We start from the raw sequence: 17,664 nt of genomic DNA on the forward strand, positions 1-17,664 counted from the left end.
TTTAAATTTAGAAATTAAAGAAAAAAATGAAAATAGAAATTTATTATGATAAAGATTGTCCCTTTTGTAAAAACTATGCACAATTAATAAAATTAAGAAAATCAAATGATATTACAATAATAAATGCAAGAGATAATATATTAGATATAAAAGAGTTTGCAAAAAAAGGTTTTGATATAAACAATGGTGTAATTGTAGTAGCTGATACTTTGATTTTCCAAGGAAGTGAAGCAATAATATTTTTACAAAAAGTTACAGATGGGAAGTTATTTCTTTATGATAATATTTTGTTTAAAAAAGTTTTATATCCAATTATAAAATTTATAAGAAGAGTGTTATTAATAATACTTGGGAAAACCCCAAATATTAAATATTAGATTTGATAATCTTGATTTTCTTTATCTTTCCATTCAAAGATAAAACACATAGGAAGTTTATCTTTTTTATGTAAAATTCTAGCAGTTATAACTCCTGAAATAAAGATTGAACTAATAGCAAGAAATGAAGAGAATGCTAAAGTTGACATTCCACTTAAACCTTGACCTACTGTACAACCTATAGACATAACTCCTCCTGTTCCCATTAAAGCACCACCAATCATATTGTATGTTACTCTATTGATTTTTTGGCTTGCAGTACATCCAAAGCTATATTTTTTGTTTACAAATGACATAGCAAAAGTTCCAACAATCACTCCTATAACTAAACAAATAGGGAATGTTAAATAATTAACTTGGTAATACATAAATAACTCAATTGTTTGTGCAGTTGGATATACATAAGAAACACCATCAAGAGGGATTATTCTCTCCATACTTTCTTGGCCTAAAACCCAAGTTATACTCCAAGCAGCTGCTACTAAAAGACCAATTAATACACCATCAATAAGTGTGAACATTCTTTTTATATTTTTAGTTAACATAAATAAAATACCAAACAATATAGCCACTACAACATAGATATTCATTGTAAAGTTTTCTAAATTACTTGACCATTGTATTAATGTTTCATTATTTGTAAATGGATTTAAAATATCAAATAATAAACCTTTTGTAGTTGCGTATGCAAAAAGACCAATAAAAAGTAAAGTTATAAGAGATCTAGAATCTCCTTGTCCAAACTTCACAAGTTGTCTATTACTACAACCATCAGCTATCATCATTCCTGTACCAAACAATAATCCACCAAGAATAATTGCAAAGTAATTGATATCTTCTTTGTAGTATCTTGTTTCTGTTACATCAAATTCAAAGTAGTTTCCAGCTATTGTTGTTGCAATTATTGCTATTATCATTGCCATAATAACTGAAGCTCCTCGTCTAGTTGACTTTGTTTGGATATAGTCTTTTATTGACCCACTAAAACAAAATTGATTTTTTTGTGCAATTGCACCAAATAATAATCCTAGAATCAATCCTAGGGCATTTACTATTTGATAAATTTCAAAATTTTCAAACATATTTATTAAACCTCTTGATTATCAGCTCTCATATCTTCTAGTCCTTCTAGAATATCTAAAGCTTGTTCTTGTGTCATTGTTTTATTTTCAATATCTAAAATAACTTCATCAAAATAAAGTTTTACTTGTTCCATGTATTTTAGCTCTTCTTTTAAATCTTTATTTTTCTTACTATCTTTTATAGCTTCGTTTAACTCTTTAATATTTTGAGATATTTCAATTAAAACGTCATTTTTAACGATTTCTTCTAATTCTTTTATATAATCCATATTTATCCTTATAAAAATTATTATTTTAGCTTATATGCAATTAACATATTATAAATTGCTATTTTTTATGATTTGCAACAGTACTTGGTATTATATTTCCACTTGCTTGATATTTTAATGATTCAGGATATTTTTTATAATGTTCTCTTACTACTGTTGCTAACTTTTCTTTTGTATTTTCATCGATTATTCCATTATCATCAATTACTTCAACAATTGAGTTTACAAGTATGTCTTGTGGAGTTTCAACTTTTTGAGCCCATGATTTTAATAAGGCTTTATTTATAAAACTTGGAAGAGAACCCATAATTCCAACATCATTTTGATTATGAACTAAAAGTCCTGAAGTTGTACCTCTATCTAGTGTTAAAACTTGGAATAGATATAAAGTATGATAATCAAGTTGAGCTTTTATATCATGAACACTAAATGATGTTCTAGTCTGGATTGCATTTTCAGTAATTTCAAGATAGTTATCAATAATTCCTTGTCCAAATTTTAATGCAAAGTTATAATCAGCTTGTTCATCAGTAGTTTTATAGTTTTCTAAATAAAAGTGAACTACACCTCTATGTCTATTTAAAGCTGGAATATTAAAATATTTGTCACCTTGTGCAGTTCCTTCTTCAAAAGTAATACCTGCTAAATCTTTTATTGCTTCACTAAATGATGTTTTATCTTCTTCAAAAACAATTGCAGGGTTTAAATCAGCCATTACTCTCCAATAAGCATGACCAGATCTTAGGCAAGTTAAACTAATATGAATATGAATTGAACTTACATTTGGATTTTTTGGATGAATAATAGTTGAAATTGCAGTTGCACTTTGTAACTGTTTTTCTTCCATATCATCATAGTGAACTTGAGATACATTTACGCTAGCTGTGTTAAATAAAACATTATCTCTAGCTTCAAATCTACTTCCTCCACCATGAGTTCCTTCATCTCTATACCAAATCACTTCTTCAAAAGGTCTGTTTTCTCCATATTTAGCACTTAAATTATTTAAACCATCTACAAATCTATGTTGTAAGCTTCTTACTAACTCATAAGCACCTTTAGCGTTTTTATCTTTTGCCAAAATCATATTCACTTTTCTAACTCCTTTAAACAATCTTCAAATCCACCAATTACTAGTTTTTCAACGCTACAAGCTATCATAAGATTTATTTGATAGTCAAAATCTTCAATTGTTTTACTATCTAAATCTACAACTATACCGTTTAATTTTTTAGTTTCATCTTCATTAAAAGTATCTATATAGTTTAAATTTTTTGCTATATATCCATATACTTTTTTCCCTAATGCACTTGCATATCCACACTCCCAAATAGTTCCACTATCAGCCTCTTTCCCTCTAAATGCATTTAGATTTGCTATTATGATATCTGCTTGCTTTATAAGTTCCACATTTGCTTTAAAAATATCTTGGGCAATTTTTCTTTTTTCTTGGTTAAAATCAACTACATTATCTAAGGGATAAAGTCCTTTAAAACCATATTTTTCACAAAGGTTTGAGTATTTCCTCCCAATTTCTATTGAGTTTGGTTCAAATACATCCGGTCCTGCTATATATATCTTTTTCATGGGCTAATTATAATGAAATTTACTTATGAATAAGAAAGAAAATCTTACAATAGAAAAAAATAACTAGGACTTGTAATGAGTAAGATACTAAACTACATAAAAATTAATGAACTGATTTCAACTTCAGGTCAACCAAAAATTGAACAGTTTGAAGAGATTGCAAATGAAGGTTTTGAAGTTGTGATAAATCTTGCATTAAATGATTCTTCAAATGCTATTGAAAATGAAGATAAAATTGTAACAAGTCTAGGAATGAGCTATTTACATATACCTGTGAGTTTTGAAGAACCAAAATTAAGTGATTTGAAACTATTTTTAAATACTCTACAGGCACTTGGAGCAAATAAAGTTTGGGTTCACTGTGCAAAAAATTATAGAGTAAGTGCTTTTATGTATGTTTATCATAAATATGTTTTAAACACACCATTTGATGAAGTTGATTTATCAATGTTTAAAAAGTGGAGTCCAAATGAATTATGGCAAGCATTAATGAAAGTAGAAATTGATGAGTTAAAGTCTGTTTAGAATCTAAACAGTAAATTATACTCTTATGATATTTTGGCTAATATATCAACCTTAAAATTACAAATAACTGGAAACAAATTTGAAAATCGAAACAAAAGTAGAAAAATTTACTGAACCTTTGCATCTAGAAAGTGGTAGGATTTTAGAAGAGTTTGAACTAATCTATGAAACTTATGGTGAGTTAAATGAAGATAAATCAAATGTAATTGTGATTTGTCATGCACTTGCAGGAAGCCACCATGTTGCAGGAAGATATGCCGATGAAGCAAAACCAGGTTGGTGGGATAAATTCATAGGTGATGGTAAAACAATAGATACAACAAAATATTTTGTAATTTGTTCGAATAATCTTGGAAGTACTTTTGGTTCTACAAACCCTTTAAGTATAGATCCAAGTACTAAAAAAGAGTATAGATTAAAATTTCCAGTTTTAGCAATATCTGATGTTGTAAAAGCTCAAATGAGACTTTATGATAGATTAGGTATAAAAAATGCTTTCGCAGTTATTGGTGGAAGTATGGGTGGAATGCAAACACTTTGTTATGCAATAGAGCATCCAACTTTTGCAAAACACTATTTAGCTATGGCAACTACAGCATATACTAGACCTTGGGCAATTGCTATTAATAAACTTGCAATTGAGTCAATTCGACATGACCCAATATTTAAAAATGGTTTTTATAAAAAAGATGATTTAGAAGCAAGTGGACTTCCAGGACTTGCTATTGGAAGAATGGCAGGCCTAATTGCATATTTATCTCCAGGTCTTTTTAATAGAAAGTTTGGAAGAGATTATGCATCAACTGATGGTTTATATGAACTTTTTGGGAGATTTGAAGTAGAAAAATACTTAGAATACAACGCATATAGCTTCCCAAAAATATTTGATCCCTTATCATATTTGTATATTTGTAAGACTATGAATATTTTTGATGCAGGAAGAAATAAGGACAAATTAGCAGACTCTTTTGATAAGGTTCAAGGAAAACTTCATCTTATTTCATTTAGTGATGATATGCTATTTTTCCCTGAAGAGATGGAAGAGATTAGAGATATTATGATTGAGCTTGGAAAAGAAAAACAAGTAACATATAAAATGATTGATAGTAAATGCGGACATGACTCTTTTTTAGTTGAAGTAGAAAAATTTAAAGATTATGTTAGTGAAATTTTAAAGGATTAAAATGAATGAAATTAAAGAAGAATTAGAAACACTAAGTTTTGAGCAAAAAGTAGTAAAAGCAAAAGAGCTTTTAGAAAAACTTTCAAATCCTCAAATCACTTTAAGTGATTCTATTGAAGTATATAAAAATGGAATGAAAGAGCTAGAAGAGGCTCAAAAACTTCTTGATGAAGCAAAACTTATCTTCACTACTGAAAATAAAAACTAAGTGATTACTTTAAAGAGTAATCACTTAGACTTACAAATTTATAACCATCTTTTTTTAACTTTTTAACGGCTTTTATCAAGCCATTTTTAGTTCCTGATTTTGGATGATTAAAATGTATTAGTATAATATCGCCACTTTTTGATTTTGAAATAGATTTTTCAACTTGTGTTTCATTAAAAGTAGCTCCTGCATCACCTAAAATAGAGTATCCAATAACTTCATAGTTTAAATCATTTGCAATTTGTACTGCGATTTCATCATAGTATGCAGTTCCAGACCTAAAATATTTTGGTCTTTTGTTTGTAATTTGCTCAATTTTTTGAGAGTTTAACTCTATTTCATCAACTAATTCAGAGATATTTTCTGTTCCTTTTATTTTGTAAATTTCTTTTCCTGTAACTGAAGCAGGTTTATGTTTAAATCCATGGTTTGCTATTTCAAACAATGGATTTGATGCAAGGGATTTAAAAGTACTTAGGTTATTGTCTATCCATCTAGCATTTATAAATAATACAGCTGGAATTTTTTCTTTGATTAAAAAATCAATAATCTCTTTATCATATCCCATACCTTTTTTGCTACCACAAGCGTCCATTGTTAAAACTATTGATTTTTCATTTGTGTTTAGTTTTGACTTAACACCTGTTACATTTTCACCCCATTGTTTAGGTGTTTGATTTTTATATTTCATCTCAATAGAGTTTTTTATATATTCATAATCTTCATTTGCAAAAATGTAACTTATTAAAAATAGAGGTATAAATAGGGATTTCACTTAATTCCTTTAAAATTCATTTGAAGAATATTATCATATTTTGTACAAAATAACTCAAGATTTAGGTAAATCAAATTTAACTTTTTTTTGCTATGATTACAGATATATAATAGATTTATACTATATTAAATCACTAAGGATTAAATATGAATGAAGAATTTAACGAATATTTTAATAGACAAATAAAACTTTGGGGTCAAGAAACTCAAGACTCTTTACAAAATAAAAAAGTAGCTATCATTGGTAGTGGAGGGCTTGGTTGTTCTTTAGGAATTGCACTTGGAGCTTCTGGAATAGGGGAGTTTGCTTTTGTGGACTTTGATGAAGTTGGAGTACATAATATCCATAGACAAATTGGTTTTAAAGTTGGTGATGATGGAAAATACAAATCAGAAGTTTTAAAAGAACTTATTGAATCTAGATGTCCATTTACTAAAGTTACAGCTTATACTGAGAGTTTTGATGATTTTGCAAAAAGAGATTTAGAGTTTGATTTAATTATTGATGCAACTGATAATCTTCCTTCAAGAGCAGCAATAAATGAATACTGCATGAAAAAAAATCAACCTTGGATTTATGGAAGTGTTGAAGAGTTCCATGGTCAAGTTTGTTTCTTTGAAAAAGCATCTTATGAATCAGTTTTTGTAGTAAATGATAGAAAACCAAATGGAATTGCTTGTCCTATTGTTATGCATATTGCTTCACTTCAAGCAAATTTAGCACTTAGATATTTAGCTGGATTATCAGTTAAAAAAGATATTTTATATTATTTAGCATTCAATGATGAAGGTATTTTAGATACTAAAAAATTTAATTTACCAACTAAATAATTATTAATTTTAACTTCAATAAATAATTCAATTTTTTTATTGAAGTTTTTTTTACTTTTTTAACTTCTAACCCAATTTTAAGACCTTTTTAGATACACTATCCAAATTTTATAAAACTATATGGGGAACTTTTTAATGCCAAAAAGAGAAGACATAAAATCAATTTTACTTATTGGTTCTGGACCAATCGTAATTGGACAAGCGTGTGAGTTTGACTACTCTGGAACTCAAGCTACAAAAACACTTAAAGAATTAGGTTATAGAGTTGTTTTAATTAACTCAAATCCAGCTACGATTATGACAGATCCTGAATTTGCTGATAAAACTTATATTGAACCAATCACAGAAGAAGTTGTTGCTAAAATTATTGAAAAAGAGAATATAGATGCAATATTACCAACTATGGGTGGACAAACTGCACTTAATGTTGCAACTTCAATGTATGATAAAGGTATGCTAGAAGGTATTCACTTTTTAGGAGCTAATCCAGAAGCAATTAAAAAAGGTGAAGATAGACATCTATTTAATGAAGCTATGATTAAAATTGGAATGGATTTACCAAAAAGTGCAAATGCTTATTCTGTTGAAGAAGCTATCAAAGTTGCAAAAGAGATTGGTTTTCCAGTAATCTCAAGAGCATCATTTACACTAGCTGGTGGTGGTTCTGGTGTTGCATATAATATGGAAGAGTTCAAAAAACTTGCAGAAGAGGGTATTGAAGCATCTCCAATCAATGAAATTGAGATTATGGAATCTATGCTTGGTTGGAAAGAGTACGAGATGGAAGTTATCAGAGATAGAAAAGATAACTGTATTATTGTATGTTCAATTGAAAACTTAGACCCAATGGGTGTACATACAGGAGATTCTGTTACTATTGCTCCTGCTCTTACTTTAACAGATAAAGAGTACCAAGATATGAGAAATGCATCTTTTGCAATTCTTAGAGAAATTGGAGTTGACACTGGTGGTTCAAACGTACAATTCTCAATTTGTCCAAATACAGGTAGAATGATTGTTATTGAAATGAACCCAAGAGTTTCTAGATCTTCTGCACTTGCATCTAAAGCTACTGGTTATCCTATTGCAAAAGTTGCAACACTTTTAGCTGTTGGATTTACTTTAGATGAAATCACAAATGATATTACAGGAACTGCTGCTTCATTTGAACCTGTAATTGACTATATTGTTACTAAAGTTCCAAGATTTACTTTCGAAAAATTCCCTAAAGCAAACTCTACATTAACAACTGGTATGAAATCAGTTGGTGAAGCAATGGCAATTGGTAGAACTTTTAATGAGTCAATTCAAAAAGCATTATGTTCTATGGAAACAGGGCTTGTAGGATTTGATCCAATTAGTGATGATTTAGAATTGATCAAAAAAGAGATTAGAAGACCTAATTGTGATAGATTAAGATACTTAATGGATGGTATGAGACATGGCCTTACTAATGATGAGATTTTTGAGCTATGTAAAGTTGACCCATGGTTCTTAACTAAATTTAGAGAAATTTATAATATTGAAAAATCAATTGATGAATCAATTCTAAGCGATGAAGTAGCTATGAGAAATGCAAAAGTAAATGGATTCTCTGATTCTATGATTGGAAAGTTAATTAATAAATCAGAAGAAGAAGTTTACAAAGCTAGAAAAGCATTAGATGTAGACTTTGAATATAATGAAGTTGATACTTGTGCAGCTGAGTTCAAAGCTTTAACTCCATACTTATATTCTACAACTAACATTACAAAAGGTCTTCCAACTAGACAAACTGAAACTGATAAAAAAGTAATGATTATTGGTGGAGGACCAAATAGAATTGGTCAAGGTATTGAGTTTGATTATTGTTGTGTACACGCATCATTTGCTTTAAATGAAATGGGTGTAAAAACTATTATGTATAACTGTAACCCTGAAACAGTATCTACTGATTATGATACATCTGATATTTTATACTTTGAACCAATTGACTTTGAACACGTTAGAAGTGTAGTTGAAAAAGAGAATCCAGATGGTGTAATCGTACACTTTGGTGGACAAACTCCATTAAAACTTGCAAATGCTTTAACTGAAGCTGGGGCAAAAATTATTGGTACTACTGCTGAAGTTATTGATTTAGCAGAAGATAGAGAAAAATTCTCAACATTTGTTGAAAAAATCGGATTATTACAGCCAGATAATGGAACGGCTGTTAAAGTTGAAGAAGCTATTGCTATTGCAGAAAATATTGGTTATCCAGTATTAGTTAGACCATCATTTGTACTTGGTGGTAGAGGTATGAGAATTGTTTACTCAACAGAAGAGTTAAAACAATATATGGATGAAGCAGTTTCTGTTTCAAATGATGCACCAGTTTTAATTGATAAATTCTTAGATAGAGCAATTGAGCTTGATGTAGATTGTATTTGTGATGGAAAAGAAGTTTACATTGGTGGAATTATGCAGCATATTGAAGAAGCTGGTGTTCACTCAGGGGATTCTGCTTGTTCATTACCTCCAATTTCAATTGATGATGCGTTAATTAAAGAGTTAGAAACTAAAACAAAAGATATGGCATTAGGTCTTGGTGTTGTTGGACTTATGAATACTCAATATGCAATTCATAAAGGTGAAATTTACTTAATTGAAGTTAACCCAAGAGCATCTAGAACAGTTCCATTTGTATCAAAAGCAACAGGTATGCCTTTAGCAAAAGTAGCTACTAGAGTTATGTGGGGTGAGTCTTTAAGAGATGCTTTAGCAGTTTATGATAAAGATATCGTAAGTGAAGAAAATGGTGTGCTAAAACCAAAATTAAAAGGTCACGTTGCAGTTAAAGAAGCTGTATTCCCATTTAATAAACTATCTGGTGCAGATTTATTATTAAGCCCTGAGATGAAATCTACTGGTGAAGTAATGGGTATTTCTGATAACTTTGGTATGGCTTTTGCTAAGTCTCAAAGTGCAGCTAAAAATAACTTACCAAAAGATGGAAAAGTATTTATATCTTTATGTGATTTAGATAAAGGTTTTGCAGCAAGTATTGCTCAAGGATTAACTGATAATGGATTTAGTGTTGTTGCTACTGGTGGAACTCATAAAGCTATTAGTGAAGCTGGAATTGAGTGTGAAAAAGTACTAAAAGTAAGTGAAGGTAGACCAAATATTACTGACTTATTAACAAACGGTGATATCTCTATGGCTATTAATACAAGTGAAGCTAAAGAAACATCTAAAGACGATGGTAAAGAGATTAGAAGAACAGTATTAAAAGAGAATGTACCTTACTTTACAACTGTAGCAGCTGCACAAGCAGCAGTTGAAGCTATCAAAGTATTAAAAACTGAAGATGTTTCTACACCTAAATCTATTCAAGAATTCTTAAACGACTAAAATGGATTCAAAGCTAGTTTATCTAGTACAAACTGACACAACTGTGGGTTTTTCATCATCTGATGATGAAAAGCTCTCAAAGTTGAAAGAAAGACCTCCTACTCAAAAAATTCTTCAAACAGTTGATTCTTTTAAAACATTAAAACAAAATACTAGGGTTCCAAAAAAATATAGAAAAAGAATTAGAAATTCTAAAAGAACTACATATATTTATCCAAATAAAATGTCATTCAGAGTAATTTCTACAGATTCAGATTTTTATGATTTTATACATAAGTTTAATATTTTATTTTCAACTTCTGCAAATAGAACAGGTAAAATGTATCAAAAAGAGTTTGCTAATGAAAGATCTGAAGTTATAGTTGAAGATAAAAATAATTTTTTTGAAACTACAGCATCAAAAATTATTAAAGTCTCTAAAAATACTATTTTTAGGATTAGATAAATTAATTCACATAGTTTTTATAAACAAGTGCTAATGCTAATCTATCTTTAACTTTTAGTTTTTTAAATAATGAACTTATATGTTTTTTTACAGTTACTTCCGCTATATCAAGGGTATTTGCAATTTTACTATTTGTAAGACCTTGTGCAACTAATTCTAAAACTTCAAGCTCTTTAACCTTTAATTCATTAAAAAGTGTGTTTTTCTTTGTGTCGTTTATAGGAATAGAATTTATTAAAAACTGCATCAATTCTGGGTAAACCCAAGTATTTCCATCATTTACTGTATCAATAACACTTTCTAAAATTGAAATATTTGATAAGGCATGAATATAAGATTTGTAACCTTTTTTTAGAAGTGTACAACCTTCAATATTATTTGTAGTATTTCTTAAAGCAATAAATTTACAGTTATTGTTTTGATTTAACTCATCATAAATTTCATCACTTTCATGACTATCAAGATGTTGTAAAAATAATATCTTATCTTCATTTGATATATTTAAATCGTAAAAATCTTCAAAGTTTTTGATTAAAATAATATCAAATTTTGTAGATTTGTTTATCTCATTTTCTAAAAAATCATATTTAGTTAAAGCTATTATTTTCATATATCAAGTGACCTTACAATTGGTTTTAGAATATAACTTAAAATAGTTTTCTTTCCAATTAAAATATCTGCATCTACAGTCATACCTGGTTTAATCTCAAGTTTTTTATTATTGTTAAGAAATTTTGTTTCAGCTTTGATATGTACGATATAATTCTCTTTTTCTGGGTCTTTTTCATCAATCAATGTATCCGCTGAAATATAAGAGATTTCACCTTTAACTGATCCATAAAGTGAAAAGTCATAGGGTCTAAGTTTTATTCTTACTTCTTGACCTTCGTATAAAAAACCAATATCTGCAGGGTCTACTTTAATCTCTGCCAACATATATTTTGAGTCAGGGACAATCTGTGCCATAATAGTTCCAGGAGATACTGCTTCACCTTTTGTTTTCACTGAGATTTTTTTGATAATTCCATCATCGGGTGACTTGATAATAGTTTCAGTTAATTTTTCTTCTAAATATTTTAAGTCTTCTTTTACTGTTTTAATATCATTATATACAACTAAAAGTTCATCTTTTGCTTTTGATCTGTAATCTTCTTTTGTCTCATCAATACTTCTTTCTATCTCTTTAATAGATGATTTTAAAGTAGGAATAGAACCTTTTAAAGTTTTAAGTTCAGCATCCACATCATTTTTCTTTCTTTGTAAATCTAAAAGCTCAACTTTAGAGATAATTCTTTCCTCAACCAAAGGCATTTTTATTTTCATCTCTTTTTGGATTAAGGCAAAATTGTTTTCAGTAATTTTTAGATTTTTATAGGCATCTTTTAAATCATTTTTTCTTTGAGACAGTTGTTCTTTTAGAATATTTATTGCTGCTTGGTATTTTTTCTCGTTGATTTTAAATAGTTGTATCTCATTTTCCATTATTTCAGGATCATATTTAATAACTTCCTTATTTACTTTAATTTCAGTGTTTTCTGCTTGAGCTTTTAATCTTTGCGCTTTAGCTAAAAATGTATTAAGGTTGTATCTGTTTTTTTCAATTTCACTTTTAAAGTTAACATCTGATAAATTAAATAATACTTCACCTTTTTTAACTTTATCCCCCTCTTTTATAAAGCTTTCTTTTAAAATTCCACCTTCAAGTGATGAAATAGTTTGAATATTTGTACTTGTTATGACTTTTCCATTTGTTTTAACGATATCATCAATCTCTGAAAAATATGACCATGTTAATAAAAATAAAAGGGTAAATGAAATTAACCATAAAACTTTATGTAAGCTACTTGATGTTTTAAGTAAAATTGCAGATGAAAATGATGACATAAATTCTAATGTTGACTTATCATATTTTTTCTTTAGAAGGTTTTCTTCATTTACTTTTTTTAGTATCTTTTCTTTTGTAATATCATTACTTGTAATAATAAAACCTATATGTTCTTTATTATCGTCAAATAATGGAGTTATAATAGTATCAGTCCAAATTACTGAATCAGAAAATGAACTATGTTTTACTTCCCCTTTCCAAACAGTTTTTAAACTACTGGCTTCTTTAAATTGATTATTAAAGTTTATTATAGAATCTTTTTTTATCAATAATGTGTAAGGTTTATCAATTAATTCTGATGGTTTATAATCAAAAACATTGCAAAGACTCGTACTTACATGTTTTATTGTTCCATCTTTATCTGTAAGTGCTAACATAACATAGTTATCTAAAAGTTCTCTATTTTGAAATTTAAAACTTTTTCTGAGTTGGTCGTCAAAACCTTTTTTTTCTTCCACTGTAAACCTTATTATTAGATAAAATCTAAGAAATCATTAAAATTAGTTCTTATTTTATAAAAACTTTTATAAAAATTTGGTAATATATACATAAATATTTGGTTGTTAGGAGAATATAGTGAAAATATATATTAATTTATTTGTTATTTTTCACTTTTTAATGGTTTCTTCACTTTTTGGATTTTCTATAAAAGATGGTTATCCACTAGCATTAGAAAATGATATGGATTTTAAAATCAATAAAAATAATTTAAATAATATAAGTATTGATAAAAAGATTGCTGATTCTTTATTATATCCATCTTTGGATTTTTCTGCTAATGTCGAAGCTAGTAGATTAACTCAAGGAAAACTAACTCCAGATAATGAATCTTTAACAAAATCTGATAACTACGAATTAAAATTAACACAACCTATTTTTGATGGTTTCGAATCATCATATGAAAAAAAATTACAAGAGCAAAGATCTAAATCTGCAATTTATTATTTGAAAGAGAGCCAAAATAATGTTGCTTTAAACTATGTAATTGCATATGTAAATACTTTGAGAGAAAAAGATTTATTTAGTTTGAGTAAGGAAAATTTACAAATTAGTAAAGATATATTTAATAAGGTATATAAGAAAGTAAATATTGGATATGGAACAAAATTAGAGTTTGAAGAAGTTAAATCAAATATGGTAGAAAGCCAAGTTAATCTAGATATCCAAAAAATAAATTTAAAAGAAGCAATTGAAAACTTAAAATTATTTGTTCAAAGTGATTTTGATAGTAGTGAGCTAGAAAAACCAAATTTAAATGTTAAATTACCAAAAACTGTAAGTGAAGCATTAGAAATTGCATATAGAGAAAACCCTTCTATTAATGTTTCGAAAACTAATGTATATGTAGCAAAGTTTGAGCAAAAAAGAAATCAAAAAGATTTTTATCCAAATTTAGATTTAGTTAGTTCATATAATGTCAATAATGCTTTGTTTAAAGAAAATGATCAAGAATACAATGAATACAAAGTTGGTTTTGAAATTTCATACAATTTATTTAATGGTGGAAGAGATACTTTAAGTGATAAAAAAGCATTACAAAATATTAAAGATAAAGAACTTTTAGTTAAAAAAAGTAAATATCAAGTTAAAACTGATCTGAGATTAGCATGGAATGCTTATAAATTAAACAAAGAAAAACAAGAGAGTTTAAAACAATATCTAATTGTAAAAAAAGATGTTTTAGATGCTACAAATAAAGAATTTGATTTAGGACTTAAAGATTTAAATACACTTTTAGAAACAAATATTGAATATGTTGATATTAAAAAAGATTTAATCAGAAATACATATGATTTAATGATTACTAATTATGAGATTTTAAATGCAATGGGTAAATTAAGTGAGGCATTAGAAGATAAGCTTCCCACTTTAGATAAAATTGATGCAGATGATTTAGTTTTAAATATGCAAAATGATTTAGATTTTTCATTTGATAGAGATACAAAATATGAAGAAAAAAAATTAACAGTTATCAAACCTATTGAGAATAAGAAAAAAGAAATTTCAAATATTAAACCTAAAAACATGGTGAAAAAAGTTTCATTTGATAATTTAACATACGAAAAAACTAATACTAATCTTGAAAAAAATATCACTACAACTATAAATAATACATTTAAAGAGAAGTTTTTAAATGCATCTAAAAACAAATATACAATTAATCTTGCTTTATCTGATTCTGAAATCAAAGCACAAAGACTTTTAGATAGATATGAGCTTAATGATAATGCATTCTTCTTTAGTTTTAGAGAAGTAAATCCTCTGCAAAAAATTATGATGGGAATTTTTGATTCAAAACAAGAAGCAAAAAATGCTATATCTAAACTTCATAACAATTTAAAAAATAATCAGCCAACAGTAGAAAAAATTGTTATTAAACAAAAACTTTACAATAAATATCATTCTAAAAATGACGCTATAGCTAAAGATGTTAAATTTGTTAGAGTTTCCCCAGTTATTAATAAACCATTAATAAAAAAAGTAACTTTTTCAACTATGGAACCAAGTAATAATAAAAAAATTGGTAATATTAATTTTGATAACTTTAAAGATAAATTTTTAAATGCTTCAAAAGATAAATATACTATAAATTTAGCATATTCAGATTCTGAAAAAAAGGCACAAGCTTTGTTACATAAGTATGGATTATCAAACAATGGTTTCTTTTTTAAATTTAGATATGAAAATCCATTACAAAAAATCATGCTTGGAGTTTTTGACTCTAAAGGAGAAGCTTTAAAAGCTATGGCTTCTTTACCTAAAGGTTTAAAATCAAATAGACCAAGAGTAGAAAAGGTTTCAATCAAGCAAGCTTTATTTCACAAATACAATAAAAACTATTCTACAAATCTTGGGAGTATATAACCTAAATGCCACATACTGATAATATTGATTTTAACTCTATAAAAGAGTACAACCGAGAAAACTCAATTTTAGATACTCTTACTATTTATTGTAAAATGAATGGTAGACCTTATTCAAAAGAGTCACTAATTGCAGGTTTACCTGTTGAAGCTGGAAGAAATATTCCTATTTTATTTTCTAAATCAAATTCTAAATCACTTTTTTCAAGAGCTGCCTCAAAAGCAGGTTTTAAAACTAAGATTTTAAGAACTAAGTTATATGATATTAATCCATTAACATTACCATGTATTTTACTTTTAGATAATAAAAAAGATAAAGACGAATTAGAAGCATGTATTCTTTTAGGTTTTGATGATGAATATAAACATGCAAAGGTGATTTTCCCTGAAGTTCCTGATGTTGAAAGTTTAGTTCCAATTGAAGAATTAGAAAAAAGATATTTTGGATTTTCAATTCTTCTTAAAAAAGAACTTGATTTTAAAGAAAATAAATCATCATTATCTATAAAAGAAAGTCACTGGTTATGGGGAAGTGTTAAAATCGTAAGAAATGTTTATAGAGATGTAATTATTGCTTCACTATTAATAAACTTATTTGTATTATCAACTCCACTTTTTACTATGAATGTATATGACAGAGTAATTCCAAATAATGCAGTTGATACACTTTGGGTATTTGCTTTTGGTGTAGTTTTTATTTATGCCATTGATATCGCACTAAAGTTTTTACGTTCATATTTTTTAGAAACTGCTGCAAAGAAAACAGATGTTATCGCTTCTTCAATTATATTTGAAAAAGTGCTAGATTTAAAAATGTCTTCTGTTCCTAATTCAGTTGGCTCTTTAGCTAATATTTTAAAAGAGTTTGAAAGTATTAGAGGTTTTTTAACTTCATCTACAATTGCACTTTTAATTGATGTACCATTTATTTTTATATTTTTAATTGCTATATATTTTATTGGTGGATATTTAGTTATGGTGCCAATTTCTATTATTATAATTATTCTAATTTATACATTTTATTCAAAAATTAAATTAGCAAATAGTATTAAAGAGTCATACGATGCAGGTTCAAATAAAAATGGAGTTTTAATAGAAAGTTTGTCTTCAATTGAAACTATTAAATCTTTAGGTGCTACTGGTTATTCTCAATGGAGATGGGAAGAAGCGACATCAAAAATTGCAGATAAAAGTATAGATACAAAAATGATATCTTCTTCAATTACTACTGTTACATCTTTTTTAGTACAGTTAAATACAGTTGCCTTGGTAATTCTAGGTACATATTTAATTATGGATAATGAACTTACAATGGGAGGTTTAATTGCAACGATTATTATTTCATCACGTGCTATTTCACCTATGGGACAAGTATCATCACTGTTATCAACATTTCAACATACAAAAACTACATATGAAGCTTTAAATGATATTATGAATTTACCTGTTGAACACCCTCAAGGTAAAAAATTCGTAACTAGACCTGAATATAAAGGAAAAATTAATTTTAGAAATGTAAGCTTTAAATATCCAAATGCTGATAATGAAACATTGTCTAATATATCTTTTAGTGTAGAACCAGGTGAAAAAGTTGCCATAATTGGTAAAATTGGTTCAGGAAAAACTACTATTCAAAAACTATTAGTTTCTTTATATGACCCAACTGAAGGTTCAATTTTAATTGATAATATTGATATCAAACAATTAGATCCTTCAGAACTGCGAAAACATATTGCTTATGTATCTCAGGATGTATTATTGTTTGATGGTACTGTTAAAGAAAATATAGTTTATAGAACTCCAAATATTGATGATGAAAAAATACTTGAAGCGGCTAGAATTAGTGGTGTTTTAGATTTTGTTAATAAACATCCAAAGGGATTTGATATGCCTGTTGGAGAGAGAGGTTCATTCCTTTCTGGTGGTCAAAAACAAGCAATATCAATTGCTAGATCAATTTTATTACCTTATCCAATTGTATTATTTGATGAACCAACAAGTTCAATGGATACTTCTTCTGAAAATAGATTTATCAATAGTATTAGAAATTATCAAGAAAATAAAACTGTTATTCTTGTTACTCATAAAACTTCATTATTAAAACTTGTGGATAGAATAATTGTTGTTGAAGATGGGCAAATTGTCTTAGACGGTAAAAAAGATATTATTATCAATAAACTAAATAATAAAAAATAAAACTTTAAATCTCTTCTCTATAAATAGAAGGTTGACTATTTTAGTTAACCTTTCTTAAAAAAT

General features: G+C 27.6%; 16 protein-coding genes. 9 read left to right on the forward strand and 7 right to left on the reverse strand.

What is annotated here, in order from left to right; all coding sequences use genetic code 11:
- Positions 1-26: 26 nt before the first annotated feature.
- A complete protein-coding gene (locus tag APAC_RS05615; RefSeq protein WP_130233188.1) occupies positions 27-377 on the forward strand; it encodes a thiol-disulfide oxidoreductase DCC family protein in 351 nt (116 codons plus the stop codon).
- Here APAC_RS05615 and APAC_RS05620 read toward each other — a convergent pair.
- From APAC_RS05620 to APAC_RS05635, 4 genes are read right to left on the reverse strand one after another with little or no spacing between them, the layout of a single operon-like run.
- A complete protein-coding gene (locus APAC_RS05620; protein ID WP_130233189.1) occupies positions 374-1,459 on the reverse strand; it encodes a YeeE/YedE family protein in 1,086 nt (361 codons plus the stop codon). The genes APAC_RS05615 and APAC_RS05620 overlap by 4 nt on opposite strands.
- A 5-nt stretch (positions 1,460-1,464) precedes the next feature.
- Complete coding sequence (locus tag APAC_RS05625) at positions 1,465-1,728, reverse strand: hypothetical protein (protein WP_130233190.1); 264 nt, start codon at positions 1,726-1,728, stop codon at positions 1,465-1,467.
- Between the two features lie 58 nt (positions 1,729-1,786).
- Positions 1,787-2,815: a coproporphyrinogen III oxidase gene (locus tag APAC_RS05630; protein WP_130234587.1), complete on the reverse strand. Its 1,029-nt coding sequence runs from the start codon at positions 2,813-2,815 to the stop codon at positions 1,787-1,789.
- A 2-nt stretch (positions 2,816-2,817) separates the two neighbouring features.
- Positions 2,818-3,315 (reverse strand): nucleoside 2-deoxyribosyltransferase, encoded by a 498-nt coding sequence (locus APAC_RS05635; protein WP_130233191.1) that lies wholly within the window; start codon positions 3,313-3,315, stop codon positions 2,818-2,820.
- Positions 3,316-3,390: 75 nt separating this feature from the next.
- Between APAC_RS05635 and APAC_RS05640 the strand changes: the two genes are divergently transcribed.
- The 3 genes from APAC_RS05640 to xseB all read left to right on the forward strand — a co-directional run bounded on the left by APAC_RS05640 (position 3,391) and on the right by xseB (position 5,231).
- On the forward strand, positions 3,391-3,840 hold the full coding sequence (locus tag APAC_RS05640; RefSeq protein WP_130233192.1) for a protein tyrosine phosphatase family protein: 450 nt from the start codon (positions 3,391-3,393) through the stop codon (positions 3,838-3,840).
- A 79-nt stretch (positions 3,841-3,919) separates the two neighbouring features.
- Positions 3,920-5,023, forward strand: a complete 1,104-nt coding sequence (gene metX / locus APAC_RS05645; protein ID WP_130233193.1) for a homoserine O-acetyltransferase MetX — start codon at positions 3,920-3,922, stop codon at positions 5,021-5,023.
- 1 nt (position 5,024) lies between these two features.
- Positions 5,025-5,231: an exodeoxyribonuclease VII small subunit gene (xseB, locus tag APAC_RS05650; RefSeq protein ID WP_188353752.1), complete on the forward strand. Its 207-nt coding sequence runs from the start codon at positions 5,025-5,027 to the stop codon at positions 5,229-5,231.
- Between the two features lie 4 nt (positions 5,232-5,235).
- Here xseB and APAC_RS05655 read toward each other — a convergent pair whose 3' ends face one another.
- Positions 5,236-6,006 (reverse strand): polysaccharide deacetylase family protein, encoded by a 771-nt coding sequence (locus APAC_RS05655; protein ID WP_228255954.1) that lies wholly within the window; start codon positions 6,004-6,006, stop codon positions 5,236-5,238.
- Between the two features lie 146 nt (positions 6,007-6,152).
- On the opposite strand from APAC_RS05655, the gene APAC_RS05660 reads away from it, so the two are divergent.
- The 3 genes from APAC_RS05660 (at position 6,153) to APAC_RS05670 (ending at position 10,656) form a co-directional block, all read left to right on the forward strand.
- Positions 6,153-6,836 carry a HesA/MoeB/ThiF family protein gene (locus APAC_RS05660; protein WP_130233194.1) on the forward strand — a complete coding sequence of 228 codons (684 nt, stop codon included), beginning with the start codon at positions 6,153-6,155 and terminating at the stop codon, positions 6,834-6,836.
- 135 nt (positions 6,837-6,971) lie between these two features.
- Positions 6,972-10,211, forward strand: a complete 3,240-nt coding sequence (carB, locus tag APAC_RS05665) for a carbamoyl-phosphate synthase large subunit (protein WP_130233195.1) — start codon at positions 6,972-6,974, stop codon at positions 10,209-10,211.
- Between the two features lies 1 nt (position 10,212).
- Positions 10,213-10,656, forward strand: coding sequence for a Sua5 YciO YrdC YwlC family protein (locus APAC_RS05670; protein WP_130233196.1), 444 nt, complete (start codon positions 10,213-10,215; stop codon positions 10,654-10,656).
- A 1-nt stretch (position 10,657) separates the two neighbouring features.
- On the opposite strand, the gene APAC_RS05675 is transcribed toward APAC_RS05670, so the two are convergent.
- Positions 10,658-11,266: a response regulator transcription factor gene (locus APAC_RS05675; protein ID WP_130233197.1), complete on the reverse strand. Its 609-nt coding sequence runs from the start codon at positions 11,264-11,266 to the stop codon at positions 10,658-10,660.
- Positions 11,263-12,999 carry an HlyD family type I secretion periplasmic adaptor subunit gene (locus APAC_RS05680; RefSeq protein ID WP_130233198.1) on the reverse strand — a complete coding sequence of 579 codons (1,737 nt, stop codon included), beginning with the start codon at positions 12,997-12,999 and terminating at the stop codon, positions 11,263-11,265. Before APAC_RS05680 ends, APAC_RS05675 begins: the two co-directional genes overlap by 4 nt.
- 118 nt (positions 13,000-13,117) lie before the next feature.
- On the opposite strand from APAC_RS05680, the gene APAC_RS05685 reads away from it, so the two are divergent.
- Both APAC_RS05685 and APAC_RS05690 read left to right on the forward strand, forming a co-directional pair.
- Positions 13,118-15,406 (forward strand): TolC family protein, encoded by a 2,289-nt coding sequence (locus APAC_RS05685; protein ID WP_130233199.1) that lies wholly within the window; start codon positions 13,118-13,120, stop codon positions 15,404-15,406.
- A 5-nt stretch (positions 15,407-15,411) separates the two neighbouring features.
- Positions 15,412-17,601: a type I secretion system permease/ATPase gene (locus APAC_RS05690; protein ID WP_188353753.1), complete on the forward strand. Its 2,190-nt coding sequence runs from the start codon at positions 15,412-15,414 to the stop codon at positions 17,599-17,601.
- Positions 17,602-17,664: the final 63 nt, after the last annotated feature.

Source organism: Malaciobacter pacificus (genome assembly GCF_004214795.1).
GTDB lineage: Bacteria > Campylobacterota > Campylobacteria > Campylobacterales > Arcobacteraceae > Malaciobacter_A > Malaciobacter_A pacificus.

Bases quoted from the DNA above. Each gene is read 5' to 3' on its own strand.
- APAC_RS05615 (WP_130233188.1), top strand. From the start codon at position 27: ATGAAAATAGAAATTTATTATGATAAAGATTGTCCCTTTTGTAAAAAC.
- APAC_RS05620 (WP_130233189.1), bottom strand. From the start codon at position 1,459: ATGTTTGAAAATTTTGAAATTTATCAAATAGTAAATGCCCTAGGATTG.
- APAC_RS05625 (WP_130233190.1), bottom strand. From the start codon at position 1,728: ATGGATTATATAAAAGAATTAGAAGAAATCGTTAAAAATGACGTTTTA.
- APAC_RS05630 (WP_130234587.1), bottom strand. From the start codon at position 2,815: ATGATTTTGGCAAAAGATAAAAACGCTAAAGGTGCTTATGAGTTAGTA.
- APAC_RS05635 (WP_130233191.1), bottom strand. From the start codon at position 3,315: ATGAAAAAGATATATATAGCAGGACCGGATGTATTTGAACCAAACTCA.
- APAC_RS05640 (WP_130233192.1), top strand. From the start codon at position 3,391: ATGAGTAAGATACTAAACTACATAAAAATTAATGAACTGATTTCAACT.
- xseB (WP_188353752.1), top strand. From the start codon at position 5,025: ATGAATGAAATTAAAGAAGAATTAGAAACACTAAGTTTTGAGCAAAAA.
- APAC_RS05660 (WP_130233194.1), top strand. From the start codon at position 6,153: ATGAATGAAGAATTTAACGAATATTTTAATAGACAAATAAAACTTTGG.
- carB (WP_130233195.1), top strand. From the start codon at position 6,972: ATGCCAAAAAGAGAAGACATAAAATCAATTTTACTTATTGGTTCTGGA.
- APAC_RS05670 (WP_130233196.1), top strand. From the start codon at position 10,213: ATGGATTCAAAGCTAGTTTATCTAGTACAAACTGACACAACTGTGGGT.
- APAC_RS05675 (WP_130233197.1), bottom strand. From the start codon at position 11,266: ATGAAAATAATAGCTTTAACTAAATATGATTTTTTAGAAAATGAGATA.
- APAC_RS05690 (WP_188353753.1), top strand. From the start codon at position 15,412: ATGCCACATACTGATAATATTGATTTTAACTCTATAAAAGAGTACAAC.